At 66.5% G+C, this 22,764-nt stretch carries 21 protein-coding genes; 5 read left to right on the forward strand and 16 right to left on the reverse strand.

The window, feature by feature from the left end; translation table 11 throughout:
- Positions 1-3 precede the first annotated feature (3 nt).
- Complete coding sequence (locus CSW60_RS03290) at positions 4-858, reverse strand: NAD(P)-dependent oxidoreductase (RefSeq protein ID WP_099535897.1); 855 nt, start codon at positions 856-858, stop codon at positions 4-6.
- 113 nt (positions 859-971) lie between these two features.
- Here CSW60_RS03290 and CSW60_RS03295 point away from each other — a divergent pair, with 113 nt between their 5' ends.
- Positions 972-1,871, forward strand: a complete 900-nt coding sequence (locus CSW60_RS03295) for a flagellar motor protein MotB (RefSeq protein WP_099535898.1) — start codon at positions 972-974, stop codon at positions 1,869-1,871.
- 100 nt (positions 1,872-1,971) lie between these two features.
- Positions 1,972-2,811: an arginyltransferase gene (locus CSW60_RS03300; protein WP_099535899.1), complete on the forward strand. Its 840-nt coding sequence runs from the start codon at positions 1,972-1,974 to the stop codon at positions 2,809-2,811.
- Here CSW60_RS03300 and CSW60_RS03305 read toward each other — a convergent pair.
- The 4 genes from CSW60_RS03305 to CSW60_RS03320 are packed head-to-tail and all read right to left on the reverse strand — an operon-like array spanning position 2,808 to position 6,786.
- Complete coding sequence (locus CSW60_RS03305; RefSeq protein WP_099535900.1) at positions 2,808-3,575, reverse strand: SDR family NAD(P)-dependent oxidoreductase; 768 nt, start codon at positions 3,573-3,575, stop codon at positions 2,808-2,810. The two genes, CSW60_RS03300 and CSW60_RS03305, sit on opposite strands and share 4 nt — an antisense overlap.
- A gap of 12 nt (positions 3,576-3,587) precedes the next feature.
- Positions 3,588-4,523 (reverse strand): nitronate monooxygenase family protein, encoded by a 936-nt coding sequence (locus CSW60_RS03310; protein ID WP_099535901.1) that lies wholly within the window; start codon positions 4,521-4,523, stop codon positions 3,588-3,590.
- Positions 4,520-5,482 carry a zinc-binding alcohol dehydrogenase family protein gene (locus tag CSW60_RS03315; protein WP_099535902.1) on the reverse strand — a complete coding sequence of 321 codons (963 nt, stop codon included), beginning with the start codon at positions 5,480-5,482 and terminating at the stop codon, positions 4,520-4,522. The genes CSW60_RS03310 and CSW60_RS03315 overlap by 4 nt, the downstream gene beginning before the upstream one ends.
- 38 nt (positions 5,483-5,520) lie before the next feature.
- Entirely contained in the window at positions 5,521-6,786 is a 1,266-nt protein-coding gene (locus tag CSW60_RS03320) for a serine hydrolase (RefSeq protein ID WP_236634255.1), read from the reverse strand.
- Positions 6,787-7,028: 242 nt separating this feature from the next.
- Between CSW60_RS03320 and CSW60_RS24205 the strand changes: the two genes are divergently transcribed.
- The gene (locus tag CSW60_RS24205; RefSeq protein WP_099535904.1) at positions 7,029-8,468 is read left to right on the forward strand and encodes a hypothetical protein; all 1,440 of its coding nucleotides are present in this window, start codon (positions 7,029-7,031) and stop codon (positions 8,466-8,468) included.
- Positions 8,469-8,534: 66 nt separating this feature from the next.
- Here the strand turns inward: CSW60_RS24205 and CSW60_RS03330 are convergent, their stop codons facing one another.
- The 6 genes from CSW60_RS03330 to era all read right to left on the reverse strand — a co-directional run bounded on the left by CSW60_RS03330 (position 8,535) and on the right by era (position 16,441).
- A complete protein-coding gene (locus tag CSW60_RS03330; protein ID WP_099535905.1) occupies positions 8,535-9,938 on the reverse strand; it encodes a serine hydrolase in 1,404 nt (467 codons plus the stop codon).
- Positions 9,935-12,214 (reverse strand): DNA topoisomerase IV subunit A, encoded by a 2,280-nt coding sequence (gene parC / locus CSW60_RS03335; RefSeq protein ID WP_099535906.1) that lies wholly within the window; start codon positions 12,212-12,214, stop codon positions 9,935-9,937. The genes CSW60_RS03330 and parC overlap by 4 nt, the downstream gene beginning before the upstream one ends.
- Positions 12,215-12,275: 61 nt before the next feature.
- Positions 12,276-13,862 (reverse strand): alkaline phosphatase, encoded by a 1,587-nt coding sequence (locus CSW60_RS03340; RefSeq protein ID WP_099535907.1) that lies wholly within the window; start codon positions 13,860-13,862, stop codon positions 12,276-12,278.
- A 52-nt stretch (positions 13,863-13,914) separates the two neighbouring features.
- Positions 13,915-14,646, reverse strand: coding sequence for a DNA repair protein RecO (gene recO / locus CSW60_RS03345; RefSeq protein ID WP_066680959.1), 732 nt, complete (start codon positions 14,644-14,646; stop codon positions 13,915-13,917).
- Positions 14,647-15,498: an arylamine N-acetyltransferase gene (locus tag CSW60_RS03350; protein WP_099535908.1), complete on the reverse strand. Its 852-nt coding sequence runs from the start codon at positions 15,496-15,498 to the stop codon at positions 14,647-14,649. It abuts the gene before it with no gap.
- Positions 15,491-16,441: a GTPase Era gene (gene era, locus CSW60_RS03355; protein WP_099535909.1), complete on the reverse strand. Its 951-nt coding sequence runs from the start codon at positions 16,439-16,441 to the stop codon at positions 15,491-15,493. The genes CSW60_RS03350 and era overlap by 8 nt, the downstream gene beginning before the upstream one ends.
- 116 nt (positions 16,442-16,557) lie before the next feature.
- On the opposite strand from era, the gene CSW60_RS03360 reads away from it, so the two are divergent.
- On the forward strand, positions 16,558-17,823 hold the full coding sequence (locus CSW60_RS03360) for an Nramp family divalent metal transporter (RefSeq protein WP_099535910.1): 1,266 nt from the start codon (positions 16,558-16,560) through the stop codon (positions 17,821-17,823).
- Positions 17,824-17,825: 2 nt separating this feature from the next.
- On the opposite strand, the gene rnc is transcribed toward CSW60_RS03360, so the two are convergent.
- The 5 genes from rnc to CSW60_RS03385 form a co-directional block, all read right to left on the reverse strand.
- A complete protein-coding gene (rnc, locus tag CSW60_RS03365; protein WP_099535911.1) occupies positions 17,826-18,521 on the reverse strand; it encodes a ribonuclease III in 696 nt (231 codons plus the stop codon).
- 9 nt (positions 18,522-18,530) lie between these two features.
- Complete coding sequence (gene lepB, locus CSW60_RS03370; protein WP_099535912.1) at positions 18,531-19,370, reverse strand: signal peptidase I; 840 nt, start codon at positions 19,368-19,370, stop codon at positions 18,531-18,533.
- A gap of 124 nt (positions 19,371-19,494) precedes the next feature.
- Complete coding sequence (locus CSW60_RS03375) at positions 19,495-19,788, reverse strand: YciI family protein (protein ID WP_099537538.1); 294 nt, start codon at positions 19,786-19,788, stop codon at positions 19,495-19,497.
- 11 nt (positions 19,789-19,799) lie between these two features.
- Entirely contained in the window at positions 19,800-20,201 is a 402-nt protein-coding gene (gene acpS, locus CSW60_RS03380) for a holo-ACP synthase (protein ID WP_099535913.1), read from the reverse strand.
- The gene (locus CSW60_RS03385) at positions 20,198-20,956 is read right to left on the reverse strand and encodes a pyridoxine 5'-phosphate synthase (protein ID WP_099535914.1); all 759 of its coding nucleotides are present in this window, start codon (positions 20,954-20,956) and stop codon (positions 20,198-20,200) included. Before CSW60_RS03385 ends, acpS begins: the two co-directional genes overlap by 4 nt.
- 179 nt (positions 20,957-21,135) lie before the next feature.
- Between CSW60_RS03385 and CSW60_RS03390 the strand changes: the two genes are divergently transcribed.
- On the forward strand, positions 21,136-22,761 hold the full coding sequence (locus CSW60_RS03390; RefSeq protein WP_099535915.1) for a M20 family metallopeptidase: 1,626 nt from the start codon (positions 21,136-21,138) through the stop codon (positions 22,759-22,761).
- Positions 22,762-22,764: the final 3 nt, after the last annotated feature.

Below are 22,764 nucleotides of genomic sequence, written 5' to 3' on the forward strand. Positions count from 1 at the left end.
CGCCTACTTCTCCAGTCGCGCCACAAGGCTGGAGGTGTCCCAGCGGGCGCCGCCCATCGCCTGGACCTCGGCGTAGAACTGATCGATCAGCGCCGTGCCCGGCAGGGTCGCGCCATTGGCGCGGGCCTCGTCCAGCGCGATGCACAAGTCCTTGCGCATCCAGTCGACGGCGAAGCCGAACTCGAACTCGCCGCGCGCCATGGTCGCCCAGCGATTTTCCATCTGCCACGACTGGGCCGAGCCCTTGGAGATCGCCGCCAGCACATCGTCGGTCGGCAGACCCGCGCGCTTGGCGAAGTGCAGCGCCTCGGCGACGCCCTGGACGACGCCGGCGATGGCGATCTGGTTGCACATCTTGGTCAGTTGGCCAGCGCCGACCTCGCCCATGCGGCGAACGGCCTTGGCGTAGACCTCGATCACCGGCAGCACGCGGTCATAAGCCGCCTGATCACCGCCGGCCATGATGGTCAGCTGGCCGTTCTCGGCGCCCGCCTGACCGCCCGAGACAGGGGCGTCGACGAAGCTTCGACCGCTATTCGCGGCCAGGGCGGCCATCTCCCGCGCGACCTTGGCCGAAGTCGTGGTGTGATCGACGATCACGCCGCGTTCGCCCATCGCCGGCAAGGCCTGCGCCACGACGTCGCGGACGTCGTCGTCATTGCCAACGCAGAGCAGCACGACCTCGGCGTCCGAGACCGCCTCGGCGATCGTGGCGAAGGCGAAGCCGCCGTGCTTTTCGGCCCAGCGACGTGCTTTCTCGGGGCTGCGGTTGTAGACGGCGACCTCGTGGCCGGCGGCCTTCAGATGACCCGCCATCGGAAAACCCATGACGCCCAGGCCGATAAACGCCGTCTTCATCGCGAACTCCTAGAGTGAAGCCTGGGATTACGCGGCCTTCCCCCACTGCGGCAACCCCATCTTAACGTCCTTTCGGCAGGTTGCGGATCCAAGGTTAAACAGGCTTAAGCACGATGGCGGTCAGCAGCGAGCAACCGATCCTCATCAAGAAGGTGAAGAAGGTCTCGGGCCACGGCCACCACGGCGGCGCCTGGAAGGTGGCCTATGCCGACTTCGTGACCGCGATGATGGCCTTCTTCCTGCTGATGTGGCTGTTGAACACGACCAGCCCCGAGCAGAAGCAAGGCATCGCCGACTACTTCGCCCCGGCCTCGATTTCCTCGACCACCAGCGGCTCCGGCGGCATCCTGGGCGGCACCTCGTTGGGCGATGACGGCGCGAAATCCGACGGCAAGATGTCGGCGATCCAGCAAATGGCGCCCGAGGTTCCAGACAACGTCGATAAGGAAGGTCAGTCGACCGACACCGCCAGCCTTTCCTCCGCCAGCGAGCAGGCGCTGCGCGACGCCCTGGCCAAGAAGGAGCAGGACAGCTTCGCCTCGGCCGCTCAGTCGCTGCGCCAGTCGCTGCAGGACATGCCGGAACTGGCCGAGTTGTCGAAGCAGATCCTGATCGACCAGACCCCTGAAGGCCTGCGCATCCAGCTGGTCGACCAAGAAGGCCGCTCGATGTTCCAGGAGAACTCGAAGGTCCCCAACGACCGCGCCCGCATCCTGCTGCGCGCCGTCGCCAAGGTGATCAATCAGTTGCCCAACCGCGTGACCATCTCGGGCCACACCAGCGCGAGCGCCTATGGCAAGAAGCAGGACGGCGACTGGTCGCTGTCGGCCGCCCGCGCCGACGCCTCGCGCCAGATCCTGCGCGCGGCGGGCGTCGATGACGACCGCATCTATCAGGTCTCGGGCAAGGCCAACTCCGAGCCGCTGTACGCCGACGACCCGACCCTGGCCGGAAACCGACGCATTTCGATCGTTCTGCTGCGCGAAAAGCCTGTTCTGCCCGACGGTCTGTGACCGTTAGCCGCGCAACGCCTCAGCGAAGCTTGCGCAACTGGACGCAATGCTCCCTAATCGAGCTTAGGGGCGCATCCAGGCTAGAGGGGACCGGGCTTCCGTGACGCAGCACTTTCCGACGCGACAGCTTCGGTTCTTCCTGACCGCGCCCACGCCTTGCCCGTACCTGCCCGGTCGCGAGGAGCGGAAGGTGTTCGCGCACCTGCCGTTGTCCGATGGCCCGACCGTCAACGACAGCCTGACCCAGGTCGGCTTCCGCCGCTCGCAAAACATCGCCTATCGCCCAGCCTGCGAGACCTGCCGCGCCTGCCAATCCGCCCGCGCGCCCGCCAGCGAGTACGTGCTTTCGCGCTCCGAGCGGAAAGTCCTGAACCGTAACGACGACCTTGAGCGCCACCTGGTCGAGGCCGAGGCGACGCTGGAGCAGTTCGAGCTGCTGCGCCGATATCTGCTGGCGCGGCACGCCGATGGCGGCATGGCCGAGATGACCTGGCCAGACTATGTGGCCATGGTCGAGGACACCGCGGTCCGCACCCACCTGATCGAGTACCGGCGCAAGTCGGTGGACAGAGGGCCCGGCGACCTTGTCGCCTGCGTGCTGGTTGACGTTCTCGCGGACGGCCTGTCGCTGGTCTACAGCTTCTATCAGCCCGACGAGACGCGCCGCAGCCTCGGCTCCTTCATCATCCTGGACCACATCGTCCAGGCCCAAGAAGCCGGCATGCCCTACGTCTATCTTGGCTATTGGGTGCCGGGCAGCGAGAAGATGGCCTACAAGGCCCGCTTCTCGCCGCTGGAGATCCTCAAGCCTGGCGGCTGGTCGCTGATGTCGGCCCGCGAGCGCGGCGCTCGCCCCCCAGCTCTGCGCGGCGAGCCCAAGGACGCCTGCGACCTGCCGCTTAGCGACGCCGAGCCGGCGGAGATCGAGGACCTGGGTTAGCGCGCGAAGCTGACCCCGCCGTCCACGGTGACGGCGCCGCCCATCACATAGTCCCCCGCCCGCGAAGCCAGGTAGATGGCCGCGCCGGCCATGTCCTCCTCCGAGCCGATGCGGCCGGCGGGAATGGCCTTGGACACGGCGTCGGCATGGTCGCGCGCGACCTTGTTCATGTCGGACGCGAAGGCGCCGGGCGCGATGCAGCTGACCGCGATGTTGTCGGAGGCCAGACGCAGAGCCATCCGCTTGGTCATGTGCAGCAGGCCCGCCTTAGAGGCGCCGTAAGGATAGGTCTCGTCCTTGGTCACCGACTGGCCGTCGATAGAGGCGATGTTGATCACCTTGGCCACGTGGTCCTTTGCCGCCGCCCGCAGCGGAGCGATCAGCGCCTGAGTCAGGAAGAACGGCGTCTTCATGTTGAGGTCGACGGTCTTGTCCCAGCCGGCCTCGGGGAACTCGTCGAACGCCGCGCCCCAGGCCGCGCCGGCGTTGTTGACCAGGATATCGAGCTTGTCCTCGCGTTCCTTGATACGGTCGGCCAGGCCCTGGATGCCTTCCATGGTCGAGATGTCGCCCGGCAGCGAGACGCACTCGCCATATTCGCTGAGCGCCTCGGCCGCCGCGTCGCAGGCCGCGGCCTTGCGGGCGGTGATGTAGACGCGCTTGGCGCCGTAGGTCAGGAAGCCCTTGACGATCATCGCGCCGATGCCGCGCGAGCCGCCGGTCACCACCGCGACGCGGCCTTCGAGTGAGAACAGGTTCTGCATGTCGAAAATCCTCTAGAAGCCGCGCGTGGCGGCCAGGGCGCCGAGGCGCCCGCAAATGTCGTGGAACTGCGCGACGGTCTCGTCGATGATCTGTTGGACCGCCTTGACCTCATCGATCAGGCCGACGGTCTGGCCGGCCAGCGCGGGCGCGGCCTCCATGTCGCCGCCGAAATAGACGTCCAGAATGTTCCGCAGCACGTCGGGCGGCATGACGCCGGCGTCGTGGATCTCTTTGGTCAAATCGGACTTGATCGCGCGAATACAGGGGCTGGCCTTCTTGTTCAGCACCCAGGTCCCCGTCTCCTTGGCGCCCGTAATGGCGGCCTTGTAGTTGGCGTGCACCGGGCTCTCGGCCGAGCTGACGAAGCGCGTGCCCATCTGCACCGCCTCGGCGCCCAAGGCGAAGGCCGCGGCCATGCCGCGCCCATCGCAGATGCCGCCGGCGGCGACCAACGGCACATCGACCTTGGCGCGGATCGCCTGCAGAAGCACGAGGGTCGAGACCTCCTCGGGATTCTTGAAGCCGCCGCCTTCGGCGCCTTCGACCACGAGGCCATCGACGCCCGCCTCGACGCATTTCACCGCCGCGTCGACGGTGGGCACGGCGTGGTAGACGACGATGCCGGCGTCCTTCAGCGGGCCGATGAACTTGGCCGGGCTGCCGGCCGAGGTGGTCACGAACCTGACCCCGCTGTCGCAGACGAAACGCAGCATGGCGTCGTCGCGCAAGAACATGATCGGCAGGTTCACGCCAAACGGCAGGCCGCTGGCCGCCATCTTGGTGATCTCCGCCTTGCAGTTTTCCGTCTCGCCGGACGAGGTCTCGATGATCCCCAGGCCGCCAGCGCGCGAGACCGCGCTCGCCAGCGGATAGCGGGCGATCCAGCCCATCGGGGCCTGGATGATCGGATACTTGGCGCCCGTATGGGCCAGGACACGGTTGCTCATGGGATCAGCAGCACCCGGCCGACGGCCTGACGGCTCTCGATATAGGCGTGGGCGGCGGCGGCCTCCGACAACGGGAAGGTCCGGTCGATCACCACCTGGAGCTCTCCGCGCGCGGCCTGATCGATCAGGTCCTGGATCATGTCGTGCACGCGGTCGGTCATGATTTCCGCCCCGAGGAACACACCGGTGAGCGAGCGATTGCCGGCCATCAGGGACGAGACATCGACCTTCATGGGCTCACGGCCGGCATTGCCGACCAGCGAGACACGTCCGCGATACCCAAGCGCGCCGAGGCTGCTGGCAAGCGTGGCGCCGCCGACCGGGTCGACGACAAGATCGACGCCCTTGCCGCCGGTCAGCTTCATCACCTGCTCGACCAGGTCGTCGCGGCTGTAGTTGATCCCGTGGTCCATGCCGAAGGCCTTCAACCGCTCCAGGCGCTCGTCGCTGGAGGCCGAGGCCAGCACGGTGGCGCCGGATTTCTTGGCCAGTTGGATGGCGGCGAGGCCGACGGCGCCCGCGCCGGCCTGGACCAGCACCGTCTCGCCCGCCTTGAGACGGCCGGCGCCGAAGAGGCATTCGTGCGCCGTACCGAAGGGCACGGGGATCGCCGAGGCCTTCTGGATGTCGAAGCCATCCGGGATCGGCCAGGCGTTGCGCGCCGGCACGGCGCGAAGCGCGGCGTGGGAGCCGAAGGCGTTCACGGTCACGACCTTCTGGCCGACCTTGAGGTGGGAGACCTCGGCGCCGACCTCGACGATTTCCCCCGCGGCCTGGTAGCCGACGATGTGGGGGCTGCCCGCCATCTGGCCGCCGCCGCGGTTCAGCGTGTCGCCGCCCTCGATGCTGACCGCCTCGACGCGGATCACCACGCCCTGCGGATGACAGACTGGGTCCGGGACGTCCTCGTAGCGAAAGACGTCCGGCGCCCCGGTCTCGTAATAGACGGCGGCCTTCATGCGGCGTTACTCCCTACCGTTTTTGTTGGCCTTAAGGCCTATTTCTTGGGGTCCTTGAGCGCGTCGTAGACGAGCTTGGCGCTGTCGTCGTCGATGTCCTTGATCGCCGGATCGCCGTCCTTGTTCAGGATGTGGATCATTCCCAGGAAAAAGAGATCGTTCTTGGGGTCGATCCAGAACCAGGTGCCGGCGGCGCCGCCCCAGCTGAAGGTCCCCTCGCCTTGCGGACCGGCCTTGGCGCTATCCAGCACGACGGCGAAGTCGAGACCGAAGCCCCGCCCCTTGGCCGTGTTGAACGGCGGGACGTCGGAATTCATGATCGTGTCGCTCAGCGCGTTGGTGCGCATTAGCTTGACGGTCTCGGGTTTCAGGATCCGCTTGCCGTCCAAGGTCCCGCCATTCAGCAGCATCTGGGCGAAGCGCGCATAGTCGGCGTTGGTCGAGACCAGACCGCCGCCGCCCGAGGCCATGACCGGCGGCTTGGTGATGTCCAGCACCATGAAGCCGCTGGCCGGGACCAGCTTCTGCTCCTTCGGACTCCACAAGTAGAGCGAGGCCAAGCGATCCATCTTCTCGGCCGGCAGCCAGAAGCCGGTATCCGTCATCTTCAGCGGCTCGAAAATCCGCGTCTTCATGAAGTCGCCCAGCGACATGCCCGACAGCTTCTCGACGATCAGACCCTGGATATCGACCGAGACGCTGTACTTCCAACGGGTCCCGGGTTGGGCGACCAGAGGCAGCTTGGCGATGTTGTCGACGAACTCCTGCTGCGTCCGGGCGGCCAGCACGTTCCGCGCATAGGCCTTGTCGATGGGGTTATCGGGAACGAGGCCATAGGCGAAGCCGCCCGAGTGGCTCATGATCTCGCGCATAGTCGGCGGACGGTCGGCGGGGACGGTGTCGAACGAGCCGTCGGGATTGACCGCCTTGAACACGCGCAGAGACGCGAACTCGGGGATGTATTTGCTGACCGGATCGTCCAGCTGCCACTTGCCCTCTTCGTAGAGGATCATCATGGCCACCCCCGTGACCGGCTTGGTCTGGGAATAGATCCGAAAGATCGTGTCCTTGGTCATCGGCGGGCCGTCGAAGCCCTTCTTGCCGTGGACTTGGTAGTTCACGACCTTGCCGTGCCGGACCAGCATGGTGGTCACGCCGGGGAGATGGCCCGTATCGACCAGGCCCTGCATATGGGCGTCGAGCTTGGCGAGACCCTCGCGCGTAAAGCCAACACTCTCGGGAGACGCGGCGACAAAAGTCGTGGTCTTGGGGGCCGCCGCGATCGCTGGAGCGCCCGCGATCATGGTCGCGGCCAGGACCGTCCCGATCAGTTTCCGAAACGCCAAAACATCCTCCCGAACATATGTTTGACACGACCTTAGAGCGCGTGTCGCCACGTTGAAACCGCTTTTTGAACGGGCGGCGCTCAGCCTCCCGTCGCACCAAACGGTGACGGTTATTTAATGTCGAGCCCGATTGACCGAACGGCGTTCATGTATATTTCTTACTGCACGAGGGATTACGAAATAGACATGTTAGGCAACCGATGGCCACGCTCGCCAATCTGATCAGCATCTATCGCAACGTTCATCGCATTCCCGCCAATGCGGAGCTTACCGCCGACGCGGCCGCTCAACTGAACATGATGGCCGGCGGCATCGACGCCGCGCGCAACGGCATGATGGGCGATGGCTGGACCTACGCTTCCGCCGTCCAGTGGATCATGGACGGCGCCAAGGCCACGACCGCCGTGGCGGTGATGGCCTACGGGTTTATCGTCGACTTGCCGCTCACCACGGCCGGGCTGGACTACATGGTGTCCCCCACGGGCGGAAACCCGAACAACCTGAACAGCGCCTACTATGCGAAGTTCGACACCACGAACCGCTACATCAACTTCGCGGTGAACCTGGCGAAAAACGGCGATGGCCGCGCGAACTTCATCGAGACGTACGGCGAGAACGGGACGATGTATGCGACGCTGCAGAAGGCTTATCTCAAGCTCTTCGGCGCGCCGCTGTCGCATGACGCCACCCTCGCCTATCTGGACGCGGACGTGCCCAACGGCCGTGGGGGGACCTATACGCGCGGAGAATATTTCGTCGAGTTGGGAGGCGACGGCGGCAACGGGATCGGCAGCCGCGCGGCCATGGTCGGCGCCCTGATGGCCGAAGCCATGAAAGGCGGCTACGGCCCCTACGCGGACGCCGTGCGCGCCTATCTGAATGGCGTCGCGGTGACCGGCAAGGGCGTCCCCTTCGACCACTTCTACTCGATCTACGGCCCGGGCGGCGACTACGAACTGGGCGGGATTTCGGATCCTGGCCTGCCGGGCGAAAGCGCCCGCTTCGCCCACGATTGGAACGTCGACGCCTACAACCAAGCGCCGGACGACAACACTCATGTCCTGGCCAGCGACGGCAATGACCTGATCAAGCCAATCATCACCGATGGCCCCGGCGGCCTGGACGCCGGCAAGCACATCCGCACGGCCGGCGGCAACGACACCGTCATCGTCGACAACGGCGTGATGCGCGGACACATAGACACCGGCGCGGGCAACGACATCGTCATGATCGAAGGCCTCGACGGCCGCATCACCACCGGCTCCGGCTACGACAGCGTCGACATCGGCGCCTTCGCCGGGCTGCACATGACCAATGGCAAGGTCACCGACATCGCCGTGATCGACGACTTCCAGAAGGGCTTTGACAACCTAAGCTTCGCCGGCGTGGTCGGCCCCGGTCAGAAGAAGCAGATCGCCTTCGTCGCCACCGCCACCTTCGACGACGCCCTGGCCGCCTACGCCAGCGCCACGGCGGCCAACAGCAACACCGTCTTCGAGTGGAACGGCGACACCTACGTCTTCCACCAGAACGGCGTGGCCGGGCTGGACTCTGGCGATGGCCTGATCAGGCTGGCGGGCGTCACCGGCCTCACGGTCGGCAAGGTGACCGACGGGGGTGACATCCTCTTCGCGGCCTAGGATCAGCCCCGAGCGCTCGCGGAGAAGCTCCCCTCGCCTCGCGGGGGGAGCTTTTTCTTGAGCGCGCTAGCGCGCGAAGGTCGGCTTGTTGGCCGGCTTGGTCGGTCGCTGCCCCTGCGGCGGCGCCATGGCGACCTGAGGCGGACGCTCGATCGCTTGATAGACCAGGCTGCGCGACTGGGCGTCCAGACCAGGCCCCACGCCGCCGAGGCGCTGGATCATGCCGATGAAGAAGAGGTCGTTGGCCGGATCGATCCAGAACCAGGTGCCGGCGCTGCCGCCCCAGCTGATCGTGCCTGGCCCCACCGGCGCGCCCGACGCGGCTGGATCGACGGCCACGGCCACGTCCAGGCCATAGCCCATGCCGGCGGCGAACGGGAAAGGACGCGGCCCTGGCTTCAAGACGCCCGTCGTGCCGTTGGTCGTCACCACGAAGCCGGGCGGCAGGTGGTTCTGGGTCATCAGGGCCACGGACTCGGGCTTCAGGATTCGCACGCCCGCGAACTCGCCCTTGTTCAGGATCATCTGGGCGAAGCGCGCGAAGTCCTCGGCGGTCGATAGCAAACCGCCGCCGCCTAGCGGCGCGGCCGGCAACCGGCTGACGTCACGCCAGGCGCCTTCGACGGCGGGAACGAGCTTTCCGGTCGCCGGATCCCCGTCATAGAGCGCGGCAAGCCGCCCTATCTTCTCGGCTGGCACATAGAAGGCCGTGTCCTTCATGCCCAGCGGCGCGAAGATGTGCTCCTCCATGAACACCGGCAGGGTCTCGCCGGACAGTTTTTCAACGATGTAGCCCTGGATGTCGGCGGCGACGCTGTAGCGCCACAGCTGACCAGGCTCGGAGAACATCGGCAGGCCGGAGACCTTGCGCACCAGTTCCTCCAGAGATCCCGACTGCAGGACGCCAGCCTGATAATAGGCCTGGTCCGGAGGACTGTTGGGATCGTCGGCGATGCCGTAGGCGAAGCCCGCCGTATGGGTCATCAGCTCGCGCATGGTGGGCGGGCGCGAGATGGGGGTCAGGATCGGCTGCCCATCCGCGTCGACGCCGCTGGCTATGCGGAGGTTGGCGAATTCCGGCACGTACTTGCTGATCGGGTCGTCCAGCTTCCAGAGACCCTGTTCGTACAGGATCATCATGGCCACGCCCGTGACCGGCTTGGTCTCCGAGCGGATGCGAAAGATGGCGTCCATCGGCATGGGCTCGCCGCCCAGCTCGCGCGCGCCGAAAGCCTTGGCGTGGACCACGCGGCCATGGCGCGCCAACAGGGTGACGCCGCCGGCGATCTGGCCGTGGTCGACCATCGCCTGCATGTGCTCATCGAGTCGCTTCAGCCGCTCGGCGTTGAAGCCGGCCTCCTCCGGCTTGGCCCGCTGCAGGGCGAGCGCCGGAGTCGCGGCGAGGGCCGCGCAGCCGAAGACGCCGGCCACGAAGCCCAGCGCAAGGCGACGCAGCCCCCTTCCGATCATTTCGGCTTGAACCGCTTGTTGGTGGCGAAGCCCTTGGGCGCCAACTTGCCCGCGCCCGCCCGGCGACCGACCCATTCTTTCCATTCCGCCCAGTCGCGGCGGCGGCCGGCGGTGTCGATCCAGTAGGCCCCGGTCTCTGCGTTGAACGACAGGCCGTCGCGCAGGCCGCCCTCACGGTAGGACTGAAGCTTGACGCCCTTGCCGCGCGGCATCTCCGGCAGTTCCTCGATCGGGAAGATCAGGATCTTGCCGTTGTCGCCGATCACGGCCAGTTGGTCGCCGACCGCTTCCATGCAGAAGGCCGCGCCGGCGGCGTCGACGGTCAGGACCTGCTTGCCGGCCTTGCGGTTGGCCAGGGCTTCTTCCTCGGGCATCAGGAAGCCGTAACCCAGCTTCGAGGCCAGAATGCGCTTGCGCCCAGCCTTGAACGGGAAGACGTCGACGATCTTCACCTTGTCGTCCAGCTCGATCATCATCCGCACCGGCTCGCCATGACCTCGGGCGCTGGGAAGCTTATCGCAGCCCAAGGTGAAGAAACGGCCATCGCTGGAGAAGATCAGCAGCTTGTCGGTGGTTTCCGCCGGGACCAGGAAGCCCAGCTTGTCGCCTTCCTTGAACTTCAGCTCGGACGGATCGTCGACCTTGCCCTTGGCCGCGCGGATCCAGCCGCGTTCGGACAGGATGATCGTGATCGGCTCGCGGACGATCATGGCCTCGATGGCGGCGTCGGCGTCGACGACGGGAGCATCCGCGAAGATTGAACGGCCCGTGACGCCGGTCGGACGCGCCTTGTCCAGCGGATGCTGGATCTTCAGCAGCGTGGCGCGGACCTCTGAAAGGCCCACGCCCACCAGCTTCCATTGCTTGGCCTCGCTGGCCAGCATGGCCAGGATGCCGTCGCGCTCTTCGACCAGCTCGGCGTGCTCGCGACGGATCTCCATCTCCTCCAGCTTGGCCAGTTGGCGCAGGCGGGTGTTGAGGATGGCGTCGGCCTGGATGTCCGACAGCGCGAAGGTCTCGATCAGCTTTTCCTTCGGCTTGTCCTCGTAGCGGACGATCCGAATGACCTCGTCGAGGTTCAGATAGGCGATCAGCAGGCCGTCCAGGATGTGCAGGCGGGCTTCGATCTTGGCCAGGCGATGGCGCGCGCGACGGGTCAGCACCTCGCGGCGGTGAGCCAGGAAGGCCATCAGGGCCTGCTTGAGGCCCATCACGCCCGGGGTGCCGCGCGCGTCCAGGACGTTGATGTTGACCGGGAAACGGCTTTCCAGCGCCGAGAGCTTGAACAGGCTCTCCATCAGCACTTCGGGCTCGACGTTCTTGGACTTGGGCTCAAGGACCAGGCGGATGTCCTCGGCGCTCTCGTCGCGGACGTCGCCCAGCAGGGCCGCCTTCTTGCTGTCGATCAGGTCGGCGAGCTGCTCGACCAGATCCGACTTCTTCACTTGGTATGGGATCTCGGTGACGACGATCTGGTACGTGCCGCGACCGGTGTCCTCCTTTTCCCACTTGGCGCGGATGCGCACACCACCGCGACCGGTCTCGTAGGTCTCCAGCAGGCTGGCGCGCGGCTCGACGATGACGCCGCCGGTCGGGAAGTCGGGACCCGGAACCTTCTCCAGTAGCTCCTCGGTCGTCGCGTCGGGATTGGCCAGCAAGAGCTGGCAGGCGTCGATCAGCTCGGCGGCGTTGTGTGGCGGAATCGAGGTGGCCATGCCGACCGCGATGCCCGACGAGCCGTTGGCCAAGAGGTTCGGGAAGCCCGACGGCAGGACCACCGGCTCCTCGTCCTGGCCGTCATAGGTCGGGCGGAAGTCGACCGCGTCTTCGTCGATGCCGTCCAGCAGAAGCGTCGCCGCCTCCGTCATCTTGCATTCGGTGTAGCGCATGGCCGCGGCGTTATCGCCGTCGATATTGCCGAAGTTGCCCTGCCCTTCGACCAGCGGGATGCGCTGGGCGAAGTCCTGGGCCAGGCGCACCAGGGCGTCGTAGATCGACTGGTCGCCGTGCGGGTGGAAGTTACCCATCACCTCGCCGACCACCTTGGCGCACTTGCGGGCCGCGGCGTCCGGGTTCAGGCGCATGTTGCTCATCGCGTACAGCACGCGACGGTGCACAGGCTTGAGGCCATCGCGCACGTCGGGCAGCGCCCGCGAGCCGATGGTCGACAGCGCATAGGCCAGATAGCGGCGCGACAGGGCCTCGGTCAGCGGCTCGTCGAGGATGCGGTCGCCGTCGCCGGGGCCGCCGGGGGGAGGAAGGACAGGCTTGTTCATCGAGGGGATTCGTTACTCCGGGGAAGGAGTCTAGCAGAAATCCCCTCGACGATTCGAGGCGTTACGCCTGAACGATCCCCGGCTTTCCGTCCTCCAGAGCCCATTTCGCCCGGGTGGAGAGCTTTCCATCCCGCCGGGTGACCGCATCCAGCACCTTGAACTCGGTGACGAAGGCCTTGGGCGTCGCCTCGCAGATCGCATAGCCGCGCTGGTTGTTGTTGAACTTCAGCATCGGGTTGGCGGCCTGAATCTTGGCGAACTCGTCGCGCTGGTCGTTGCCGTCGCCGCCCGACGTGATCGAGGTGACCACGAATTCCGAGGCGATCGGGGCGGCCTCGCGCTTGGTCCCATCGACATAGAGGTCGCCGGCGAAGTTCTGGTGCTCGTCGCCGGTCAAGACGACGACATTGCCGACCTTGGCGTCGCGGATCTTGCCCAGCAGGCGGCCGCGCGGGATGCGATAGCCGGCCCAGGAGTCCGGGTTGACGATCACGCCGGGCCCTGGATCGCGGTCGAGGTCCATCATCATCACCTGCTGAGCGATGACGTTCCAGGTCGTCTTGCCGCCGGTCAGGCCGTCCATCAGCCATTTCTCCTGACCCGCGCCCACGACTTCGGCCTTCGGGGATGTGATCGCATCGCACCAGGATTGCCTGTCGTTGCAGGGCTGGTCGGTGCGGAACTGGCGGGTGTCGAGGAGGTTCAGGTTGAGGAGCTGGCCGTACGCGGCGCGGCGGTAGATCTGCAGCGACGTCCCGACCGGGAAGCTCGACGCGCGCAGCGGCATGTTCTCGTAATAGGCCTGGACCGCCGCCTGCCGGCGCAGGTTGAACAGCTTCGGATCCGTGCCGTCCTGGTCCAGCTCGCCGACCCAGTTGTTGTCGGTCTCGTGGTCGTCCCAGACGGTGAACCAGGGCGCGGCGGCGTGGGCGGCCTGCAGGTCGGCGTCCATCTTGTACTGGGCGTAGCGGCGTCGGTAGTCGTCCAGGCTGTAGATTTCCGAGCCGAAGTGCTGGCGGACGTTCTCGGTCGGTCCGTTCCAGCCGTTCGAGACGCGGTTGCCCCGTCCCTCGTAGATGTAGTCGCCGTAGCAGAAGACGAAGTCGGGATTCTCCTCGGCGAGGCGGCGATAGGCGGTGTAGTAGCCGCTCTCATAGTGCTGGCAGCCCGCGACAGCGAAGCGGACGCGATCCAGCGTCGCGCCAAGCGCTGGCGTCGTACGGGCGCGACCGACCAGGCTGCGCTCCTTGCCGGCCGTGAAGCGGTACCAGTAGTCGCGGTTCGGCTGCAGGCCAGCGACCTCGACGTGCACCGAATGGCCCAGCTCAGGCGGCGCGATCGTCGTTCCTTTGGCGACGACGTTGCGCATATTGGCGGCGTCGGCGACTTCCCAATCGACGGCCACCGGCGCCATCGGCATGCCGTAGCCGATCTCGAACGGCTCGGGCGCCAGGCGCGTCCAGATCACGAATCCGTCCGGCGACGGGTCGCCCGAGGCGACGCCCAGCTGGAACGGATAGGTCCGGAACATCGGCTGAGCCAATGCCTTGCCGCTCTCCAGCGGGATCGACAGGGCGGTGACCGCTGCGCCGCCGAACGCGGTCAGCAGACGACGGCGGCTGAGGGCGTAGCGGTCGAGAACGGACATGGCGAAACTCCAGAAACGAGAGTTTCGCGATAGCGTCGCTGTGTGACGGTTCTTAAAGCCTGCCGGCTTCGGCCAGGCGATCCAGCAGCCATAGTCGGGCGGGGGGCAGCGGTCGGTTCAGCGGGCCGAACACGAACTGCTCCAGGAAATGGCCGGTGATGTCGAGGCCGGCCTTCACGTCGCCCTCGGCCAGACCGCCTTGCGAGGACAGCATGAACGGCGGCAGCGGCAAGAGCTTGTCGTGATAGGGCCGCCCCGCCTCGCGGCTGACCGCGCGGCCGGTGCGCGGGCTGACATAAACTAGGTCGTCGAAGACTCCGGTCGCCGCGCACCTGGAGAGGTCCAGGCCAAAGCCCAGCTCCTGCAGCAGCCCGGCTTCGTAGCGCACATAGACGGCGGGCCAGATCTCGGGGACTTCCAGCACGCGGATCAGAGCCTCAAGCGCATGAAAGGCGCCGGGATGGGCCTCTCGTTCCGGCAGAGCCGCCGCGGCCACCGCGGCGGCGGCCGACAGACCGGCCAGCGCCAGGCGGTCATCGAACAGCGAAGAGGGCCCCTCGCCCATCGGCTCCAGGCTCGCCGAGCCCAGCTGGTCGGAGACGCGAGCCCGATAGCGGGCGATGACCCGCGCGCCAGGCTGCAGGAACGGCTTCATCCTGCGCGAAGCGGCGCCGGCCACATGGGCGGCGAACTTGCCGCGATCCTGGGTCAGGAGTTCGACGATCGCGCCGGTCTCGCCGTGCGCGCGGGCGGACAGGACGTAGGCTTCGTCCTCCCACTCCATCTAGGACGGCGTCCCCCAGGCCACGACCTTCTCCAGCGCCGGACGCCAGTCGGGCGCGACAGGAAGGCCGATCACGTCGCGCAGGGTCGCTTCCAGCTCGTCGACCGAAAGGTCCCGCTGCTCGACCACCGCGCCGGTGACGTCGCGATGGGTGAAGCGGTTGTTCTTCAGGGCGTAGCGCGCGGTCGGCGTGGTGCGGCCGACCGTCATGCTCCAGGTGAAATGCGAGCTGGGGTGAGTGTAGGTGAAGTAGTTGGCCTGCTCGTAGTCGATGTCGGCCCAGGCGCCTTTGGCCACTTGGTAGAGCGGCGCCCACTTGCCCGAGAGATTGGCCTGGACCTGCCGCTCCGCCACGCCGCCAAGTTCGACATCGACGATCCGGAACTGGCCGTGCGGGGTGTCCTGGACATCGTCCGAGAACAGCTTCAGCGGCCCGGTCAGCACGCAGCCGCCAAAGCCGTTGTCGACCAGCCAGGTGTCGCCATCCAGCTGCACGCCCAGCACCATGTGCGAGCGCGGACGCGGCGGCGCGCCCTCGGGAACCAGCCACTGGACACGGGCCATCAGGCCTTCGACCCGGAAGCCCAGCGCCGTCAGGACACGCTTCAGCAGGCCGTTCTGCTCGTAGCAGTAGCCGCCCCGCCCAGCCGCGATCAGCTTGGCGTCGATATCGGCCGGGACGATGCTGATCCCGCGCCCCAGCAGCACGTCGAGGTTCTCGAACGGGATCGCGTCCGGGTGCTTGAGCGTCAGAGCGCGCAGCACCGGCAAGGTCGCTTCGCGCGGACCGTCATAGCCGATGCGCTTGAAGTACGCGTCGAGATCGACGACCGGCGCGGGCGCGTCAAACATCGAAGTCGAGCCCGATATCGCTGAACAGGCCCCGCTCCTCGGCCCAGTTCTCCTTGACCTTCACGTGCAGGAACAGGTGCACCTTGCGGTCCAGGATTTCGCAGAGCTCCTCGCGCGCGGCTTGACCGATCCACTTCAAGGTCTGACCGCCCTTGCCTATCACGATCACCCGCTGGCCGTCGCGCTCGACCAGGATGGTCTGCTCGATGCGGACACTGCCGTCCTTGCGCTCCTCGAAGGCGGTCGTCTCGACAGTGGCGGCGTAGGGCAGCTCCTCGTGGACGCGAAGGTAGACCTTCTCGCGGGTGATCTCGGCGGCCAGCAGGCGGGCCGGCAGGTCGGCGGTCTGGTCCTCCGGATAGAGCCAGGGCCCCTCCGGCATCATGGTGACCAGCTTGGCGGTCAGGTCATCGACGCCCGCGCCGGTCGCGGCGCTGATCATGAAGACATCGGTGTAGACGCCGGTGTCGAAGAAGTCCTTGGCAACGGCCAGCAGGGTGTCGCGCTTGACGCCGTCGATCTTGTTCAGCGCCAGGATCACCTTGCGATCAGCGGCCTTCAGACCCTCGATGATGGTCTGGACGTCCTGGGCCGAGCGGTATTCGCCGGGCGTGGCCTTGTCGGCGCGGGCGGCCAGTTCGGCCTGCACGTCGACCAGGTGGACGGTCGCTTCGGCTTCTTCCGAGCCGGCCCAGGCGGCGCGGACCATGGCGCGGTCCAACCGGCGGCGCGGGCTGAAGATGCCGGGGGTGTCGACGAGGACGATCTGGGTGTCGCCGGCGATGGCGACGCCGCGCACGGGGAAGCGCGTGGTCTGGACCTTCTGGGTCACGATCGAGACCTTGGCCCCGACCATGCGGTTGACCAGGGTGGACTTGCCGGCGTTCGGCGCGCCGATGATGGCCGCGAAGCCGGCGCGAGTTTGGGAGGTGGTTTCAGTCATTGAGCGTGCGTGTAGCACCGTTAGATCGGAAAATCCCGTCCAGCCTGCCTTGTGATCGCCGCTAAGCTAGGCATTGGTCTTCCCATCAACTCGGCGCGACGGATTCGGGAGACCGCATGAGCTCGACAGACTCAGCCCTGCCCACGCCGAAGGTCCTAAAGACGCTAGGCCCAGGCTTGATCACCGGCGCGGCCGACGACGATCCCAGCGGTATCGCGACCTATTCCCAGGCTGGGGCCCAGTTTGGCCTGAACATGCTGTGGACGGTGGTGCTGACCTATCCGCTGATGGTCGCCATCCAGTCGATCAGCGCCCGGATCGGCCGGGTCACCGGGCATGGTCTCTCGACCAACCTCGCCCGGGTCTTCCCGAATTGGGCGGTGATGGGCCTGGTGGTCCTGCTGTTCATCGGCAACGCGATCAACATCGGCGCGGACCTGGCGGCGATGGGCGCGGCGGCGCGCCTCGTGACAGGCTGGAACGAGCACGCCCTGACCATCGGCTTCGCGATCGTCAGCCTGGGCCTGCAGGTGTTCGTGCCCTACCACCGCTATGTGAAGCTGCTGAAGTGGCTGACCATGGCGCTGTTCGCCTATGTCGCCGTCGTCTTCACGGTGAAGATCGACTGGGCTCAGGTCGCGCTGCACACGATCGCGCCGCAACTGCCCAAGAGCGGCTGGATCGTCGTGGTTGTCGCCGTGTTCGGCACCACGATCAGCCCCTACCTTTTCTTCTGGCAGAGCTCGGAGGAGGTCGAGGACGAAGAGGCCAAGGGCGAGGCGCCGCTGATCGAGGATCCGGCGGACGCTCCGGAAGAGTTGGAGCGCATCCGCTGGGACACCCTGGTGGGCATGGGCGTGTCGAACCTGATCGCCTTCTTCATCATCCTGACCACCGCGGTGACCTTGCACGCGCACGGTGTCACCGACATCCAGACTTCAGAACAGGCGGCCGAAGCGTTGCGCCCGGTCGCCGGGGAGTTGGCATTCTTCCTGTTCGCCTTGGGCGTTGTTGGCACCGGCCTGCTGGCGGTGCCGGTGCTAGCCGGCTCCGTAGGCTACGCTCTCGGCGAACTGCGAGGCTGGAAATGCGGGCTCGAACACAAGCCGACCGAGGCTAAGGCCTTCTATATCGTGATCGCCGCAGCGATCGTGGTGGGCCTGCTGGTCGACTATTCGGGCTTCGATCCCATCAAGGCGCTGTTCTGGAGCGCCGTGATCAACGGCGTCATCTCGGTGCCGATCATGGCCGCGATGATGATCGTCGCCAGCCGCAAGACTCAGATGGGCGTCTTCGTGGCCACGCCCGGGCAGAAGGTCTTCGGCTGGCTGGCGACCGCCGTGATGGCGGCCGCCGTCATCGGCATGTTCTTGACGTTCTAGGCCTAGAGCGCGCGCTCGCGCTCCAAGAGCGCCTTGGCGGCGGCCTTTTCAGCCTCCTGGCGCGACTTGCCCTTCGCGATGGCCGGATCGACGCCCGCCACCACCACCTCGACCGTGAAGACCGGGGCATGGTCGGGACCGGTGCGGTCCAGCACGCGATAGGTCGGCAGCGGCCGCCCCTTGCCTTGGGCCCATTCCTGCAGGGCGGTCTTGGGATCGCGCGGACGCCCCTCGCCCGCCCGATCGAACTCGTCGGCCCACAGGCTTAGGAACACCCGACGCGCAGCATCGAGGCCGCCGTCCTGATACAGCGCCGCCATCAAGGCTTCAGTGGCGCCAGCCAGGATGGACTCGGTCTCGCGCCCGCCGATCTTGCTGGACGAGGCCGACAGCCGAAGCGCCGGGCCAAGCTCGGCCGCGCGGGCTACGCGGGCGCAGGTCTCGCGGCTGACCAGGGCGTTCAGGCGCGGCGCGAGCTCGCCCTCCTTGGCCTTCGGGAACCGTTGGGCCAGGGCCTCGGCGGCCAGCAGGCCCAGGACACGGTCGCCGATGAACTCGAGCACCTCGTTGTCGCGAACCTTCTTGGCCCCATCGCCAACGCTGGCGTGGGTCAGGGCGCGCTCGAGCAGTTCCCGGTCTTCGAACTGATGGCCGATCCGGCGCTCCAGGTCGCCGACGGCGGCGGCCCGTCTATCCATGACGAAAGATCACTTCAGCACGTGGAAGAAGCGGCTGGGACGCGCGTCGAGGAACCAGGTCCAGGGCTTGAACAGGCTAGCTTCGGCGTTCCACGACAGCAGGATGATCTGGGCGCGGCCGACCAGGTTCTCTTCCGGCACGAAGCCGACGCCGACCTCGTCGCCGATGTACTGGTCGAGCTCGTAGTCCCACTTGCAGGCGCTGGTCTTGAACGGCGAGACGCCCGGATCGAAGCGGCTGTCGGCCGAGTTGTCGCGGTTGTCGCCCATAAAGAAGTAGCAGCCGGCCGGCACCGTATAGACGCCGGTGTTGTCGCCGCGGCTGTCCGGACCGAAGTCCTGGGTCTTGTACTGGCGGCCTTCGGGGTTGGTTTCCTCGAAGCGCTGCACCTGCTGGGTGAAGCCATAGCCGGTGTCGACCAGGGCCGGCGGCAGCGGTTTGCGCGGCAGCTCCTTGCCGTTGATGAAGACAGCGCCGCCGCGGATCTGGATCTTGTCGCCTGGCAGGCCGATCAGACGCTTGATGTAATCGGTGCGATTATCGCGCGGCAGCTTGAAGACGATAATGTCGCCGCGCTTGGGCGCGTGATTGAAGATCCGGCCCTGGATGATTGGCGGGCTGAACGGAATCGAGTGGCGGCTCCAGCCGTAGCTGAACTTCGACACGATGATGTAGTCGCCCTGATAGAGGTTGGGCTCCATCGAGGCCGACGGGATCGTGAAGGGCTGGAACAGCAGGACCCGCAGCACCAGGGCGATGCCCAGCGCATAGGCGACGGTCTTGATGATCTCGATCAGCTCGGCGACGGCGCCCTTCTCGGCGGGCGGTGGCGTGTCGACGTCGGTCATGCGGTCGCTGAGCTCTTCGAAAAGGACGGTCCGGGAAACCGGATAGGGCTTTGCTAGACGGGCTTGCCGCGAGGGGCAAGAGTGGCGCGTTAGCTTGGCTTTGAGGCAGGGATGCGGCGGGTTTCTAATCGGTCTCGGGGAGAAGGCGGATCTCGACGGTTCCGCCCGCCTCGTAGACCGGATTGCCAGCGAGGCAGCTTGCCGCATCCTCAAGGCTCTCGGCGCTGATCCTGAGAAATCCAGTCAGCTGATCCGATATGGGCCCCACCGGCCCGGCGCGGCGATAGCAGGCCCCCTCGCCGATGGCGCTGCCGCCACGCAGGCGGCCCATCGCAACGAGCCTGTCGATATAGGCGGGCCAGTCGGTGGCGCGTTCGCCAGCGCCGTCGCCATGCATCAGGAGGATGTAGTCCGCCACGGTAGCCTCCGTCACGTTTTCGGCAGCGCCTCGATGATCACGAAGGCCTGGGCGTAAGGGTGATCGTCGGTGAGCGACAGATGGATCACGGCCTCCATGCCCTCAGGCGTCATTTCCCGCAAGCGTTCCAGAGCGCCGCCGGTCAGGGCCAGGGTCGGCTTGCCCGAGGGCAGGTTGACGACGCCCATGCCGGCCAGATGCACCCCGCGCTTCAGGCCCGTGCCAAGGGCCTTGGAGCAAGCCTCCTTCGCCGCGAAGCGCTTGGCGTAGCTGGAGGCGCGGTCGGGCTTGCGCTCGGACCGCTTGCGCTCGATCTCCGTGAAGACCTTGTTCGTGAAGCGATCGCCGAAGCGTTCGAGGGACTTCTCGATCCGGCGGATGTCGCAGAGATCCGAGCCGATCCCGATGATCACGCCGCCAACTCCACGCGGGCGGCGTCCATCAGGGCTCGCATCCGCTGGATCGCCTGGGGCAAGCCGACGAAGATCGCCTCGCCGATCAGGAAGTGGCCTATGTTCAACTCGGCGATCTCGGGAATGGCGGCGATCGGCTTGACGGTGGCGTAGTCGATGCCGTGACCGGCGTGGACTTCGAGGCCAAGTTCGGCGGCCAGCGCGGCGCCCGCCTTGAGACGCTCAAGGATCGTCTCGGCCCTCTGGACTTCACCCGCCCGGGCCGCATCGCAGTACGCGCCGGTGTGCAGTTCGACGACTTGGGCGCCAGCGGCGACCGAAGCCCGGATCTGCTCGGGATCGGGCTCGATGAACAGCGACACGCGCGCGCCCGCGGTGCGAAGCCGCGCCGTGGCGGCGGCGATCCGGGCCTGCCCCTTGATCACATCGAGACCACCCTCGGTGGTGACCTCCTCGCGGCGCTCCGGCACCAGACAGGCCGCATGCGGCTTGGCCCCCAACGCGATGCCGACCATCTCGTCGGTGACCGCCATCTCGAAGTTCAGCGGCTTGCCGCGCTTGTGGCAGAGGTCGGTCAGCACGGCGATGTCGGCGTCGCTGATATGGCGGCGGTCTTCGCGGAGATGGGCGGTGATGCCGTCGGCGCCGGCGGTGAGCGCCAGCTCGGCCGCGCGCACGGGCTCGGGATACCAGGACCCGCGCGCATTGCGGATCGTGGCCACGTGATCGATGTTAACGCCCAGTCGCAAGCTCATCCGTCTTCCCGTCCTTCGGCCGCGCCGCGAGCGGACTCAAGTCAGTCCGCCTTGAACCTATAAGCCCAGCCGTCTGGCTGTGCAGGTGGGAATTTCCCACGCCGACGCCAGAGGCGCGAATAGACAAACCTTCCAAGGCGCCTGATCGTCCACCGGCTTGACCTTGGGGTGATACGATCATGACGCTCCGGAAGACTTGGCTCGCCGCGACGGCGGGCGCCCTGACGCTCGCCTTGGCCGGCGGCGCGACGGCCGCCGACATCTCGGCCGGCAAGCTGAAGACCCTGAAGGCCGAGGCGGTCGCGGGTGTCGAAAGTCGCGCCAAGCTGGCGCAAGTCATGAACGACAAGATCTTCTCGTTCGGCGAGCTCGGCTTCCAGGAGCTCGAGACCTCGGCCTACATCACCAAGGTGCTGGAGGAGAACGGCTTCACCATCCAGCGCGGCGTTTCGGGCATCCCGACCGCCTGGCTAGCCACCTGGACTCACGGCCAGGGCGGACCGACCATCGCCCTGGGCAGCGACCTCGACTGCATCCCCAAGGCCTCGCAAAAGCCCGGCGTTCCCTGGCACGAGCCAATCATCCCGGGCGCGCCCGGACACGGCGAGGGCCACAACTCCGGCCAGGCCCTGAACGTCGTCGCCGCCCTCGCGGTCAAGGATGCGATGATCAAGCACGACATCGCCGGAACCCTGGTGCTTTGGCCCGGCGTCGCCGAGGAACTGGTCGCCGGCAAGGCCTACATGGTCCGCGACGGCGCTTTCAAAGGCGTGGACGCCACGATCTTCACCCATGTGGGTTCGAACCTGCAGACCAGCTGGGGGCCGTCGACCGGAACGGGCCTCGTCTCGGTCAAGTACAGCTTCCACGGCGAGTCCGCCCACTCGGCTGGCGCGCCCTGGCGCGGCCGCAGCGCGCTGGACGCCGTCGAGCTGATGGACATGGGCTGGAACATGCGCCGCGAGCACCTCAAGCCCGAACAACGCTCGCACTATGTGATCACCGACGGCGGCGACCAGCCCAACGTCGTGCCGTCCGAGGCGACCGTCTGGTACTATTTCCGCGAGCAGAGCTTCGACGCGATCAAGAAGAATTGGGAGATCGGCAACAAGATCGCCAAGGCGGCGGCCGACATGACCGACACCAAGGTCGACTACGCCGTCGTCGGCACGGCCGCGCCACGCTACTTCAATCGCCCGATGGCCGAGGCCGCGCAGAAGAACATCGAGGTCGTGGGCCTGCCCAAGTGGAGCGATGACGAGCAAGCCTTCGCCAAGGCGGTGCAGACCAATGTCGGCTCGACCAAGAGGGAGGGTCTCGACGTCAAGCTGAAGGGGCTTAAGGCGCCGGAGGAAAAGCCGGAAAGCGGCGGGTCGGACGACATCGGCGACATCTCGTGGATCATGCCCACGATCACCATCAACTATCCGTCCAATATCCCAGACCTGCCCGGCCACCACTGGGCCAACGCCATCTCGATGGCGACGCCGATCGCGCACAAGGGCGTGGTCGCTGGCTCGAAGGTGGTGGCGATGACAACCCTGGATCTCTTGACCCAGCCGAAGCTGCTGGCCGACGCCAAAACCTACTTCACCGACGTGCAGACCAAGACGCAGAAGTACGTGCCGATGCTCTCGGCGACGGACAAGCCGCAGGTCCAGATGAACGCCGAGACCATGGCGCGCTTCAGGCCCGAGATGAAGAAGTACTACTACGACCCCGACAAGTACGGGACCTATCTGGAGCAGCTGGGGATCGCCTGGCCGGTCAAGCAGCTGACGCCGCCGGCCCAGGCGAAACCGTAAGCG

The organism is Caulobacter sp. X (genome assembly GCF_002742635.1).
Taxonomy (GTDB): Bacteria; Pseudomonadota; Alphaproteobacteria; order Caulobacterales; family Caulobacteraceae; genus Caulobacter.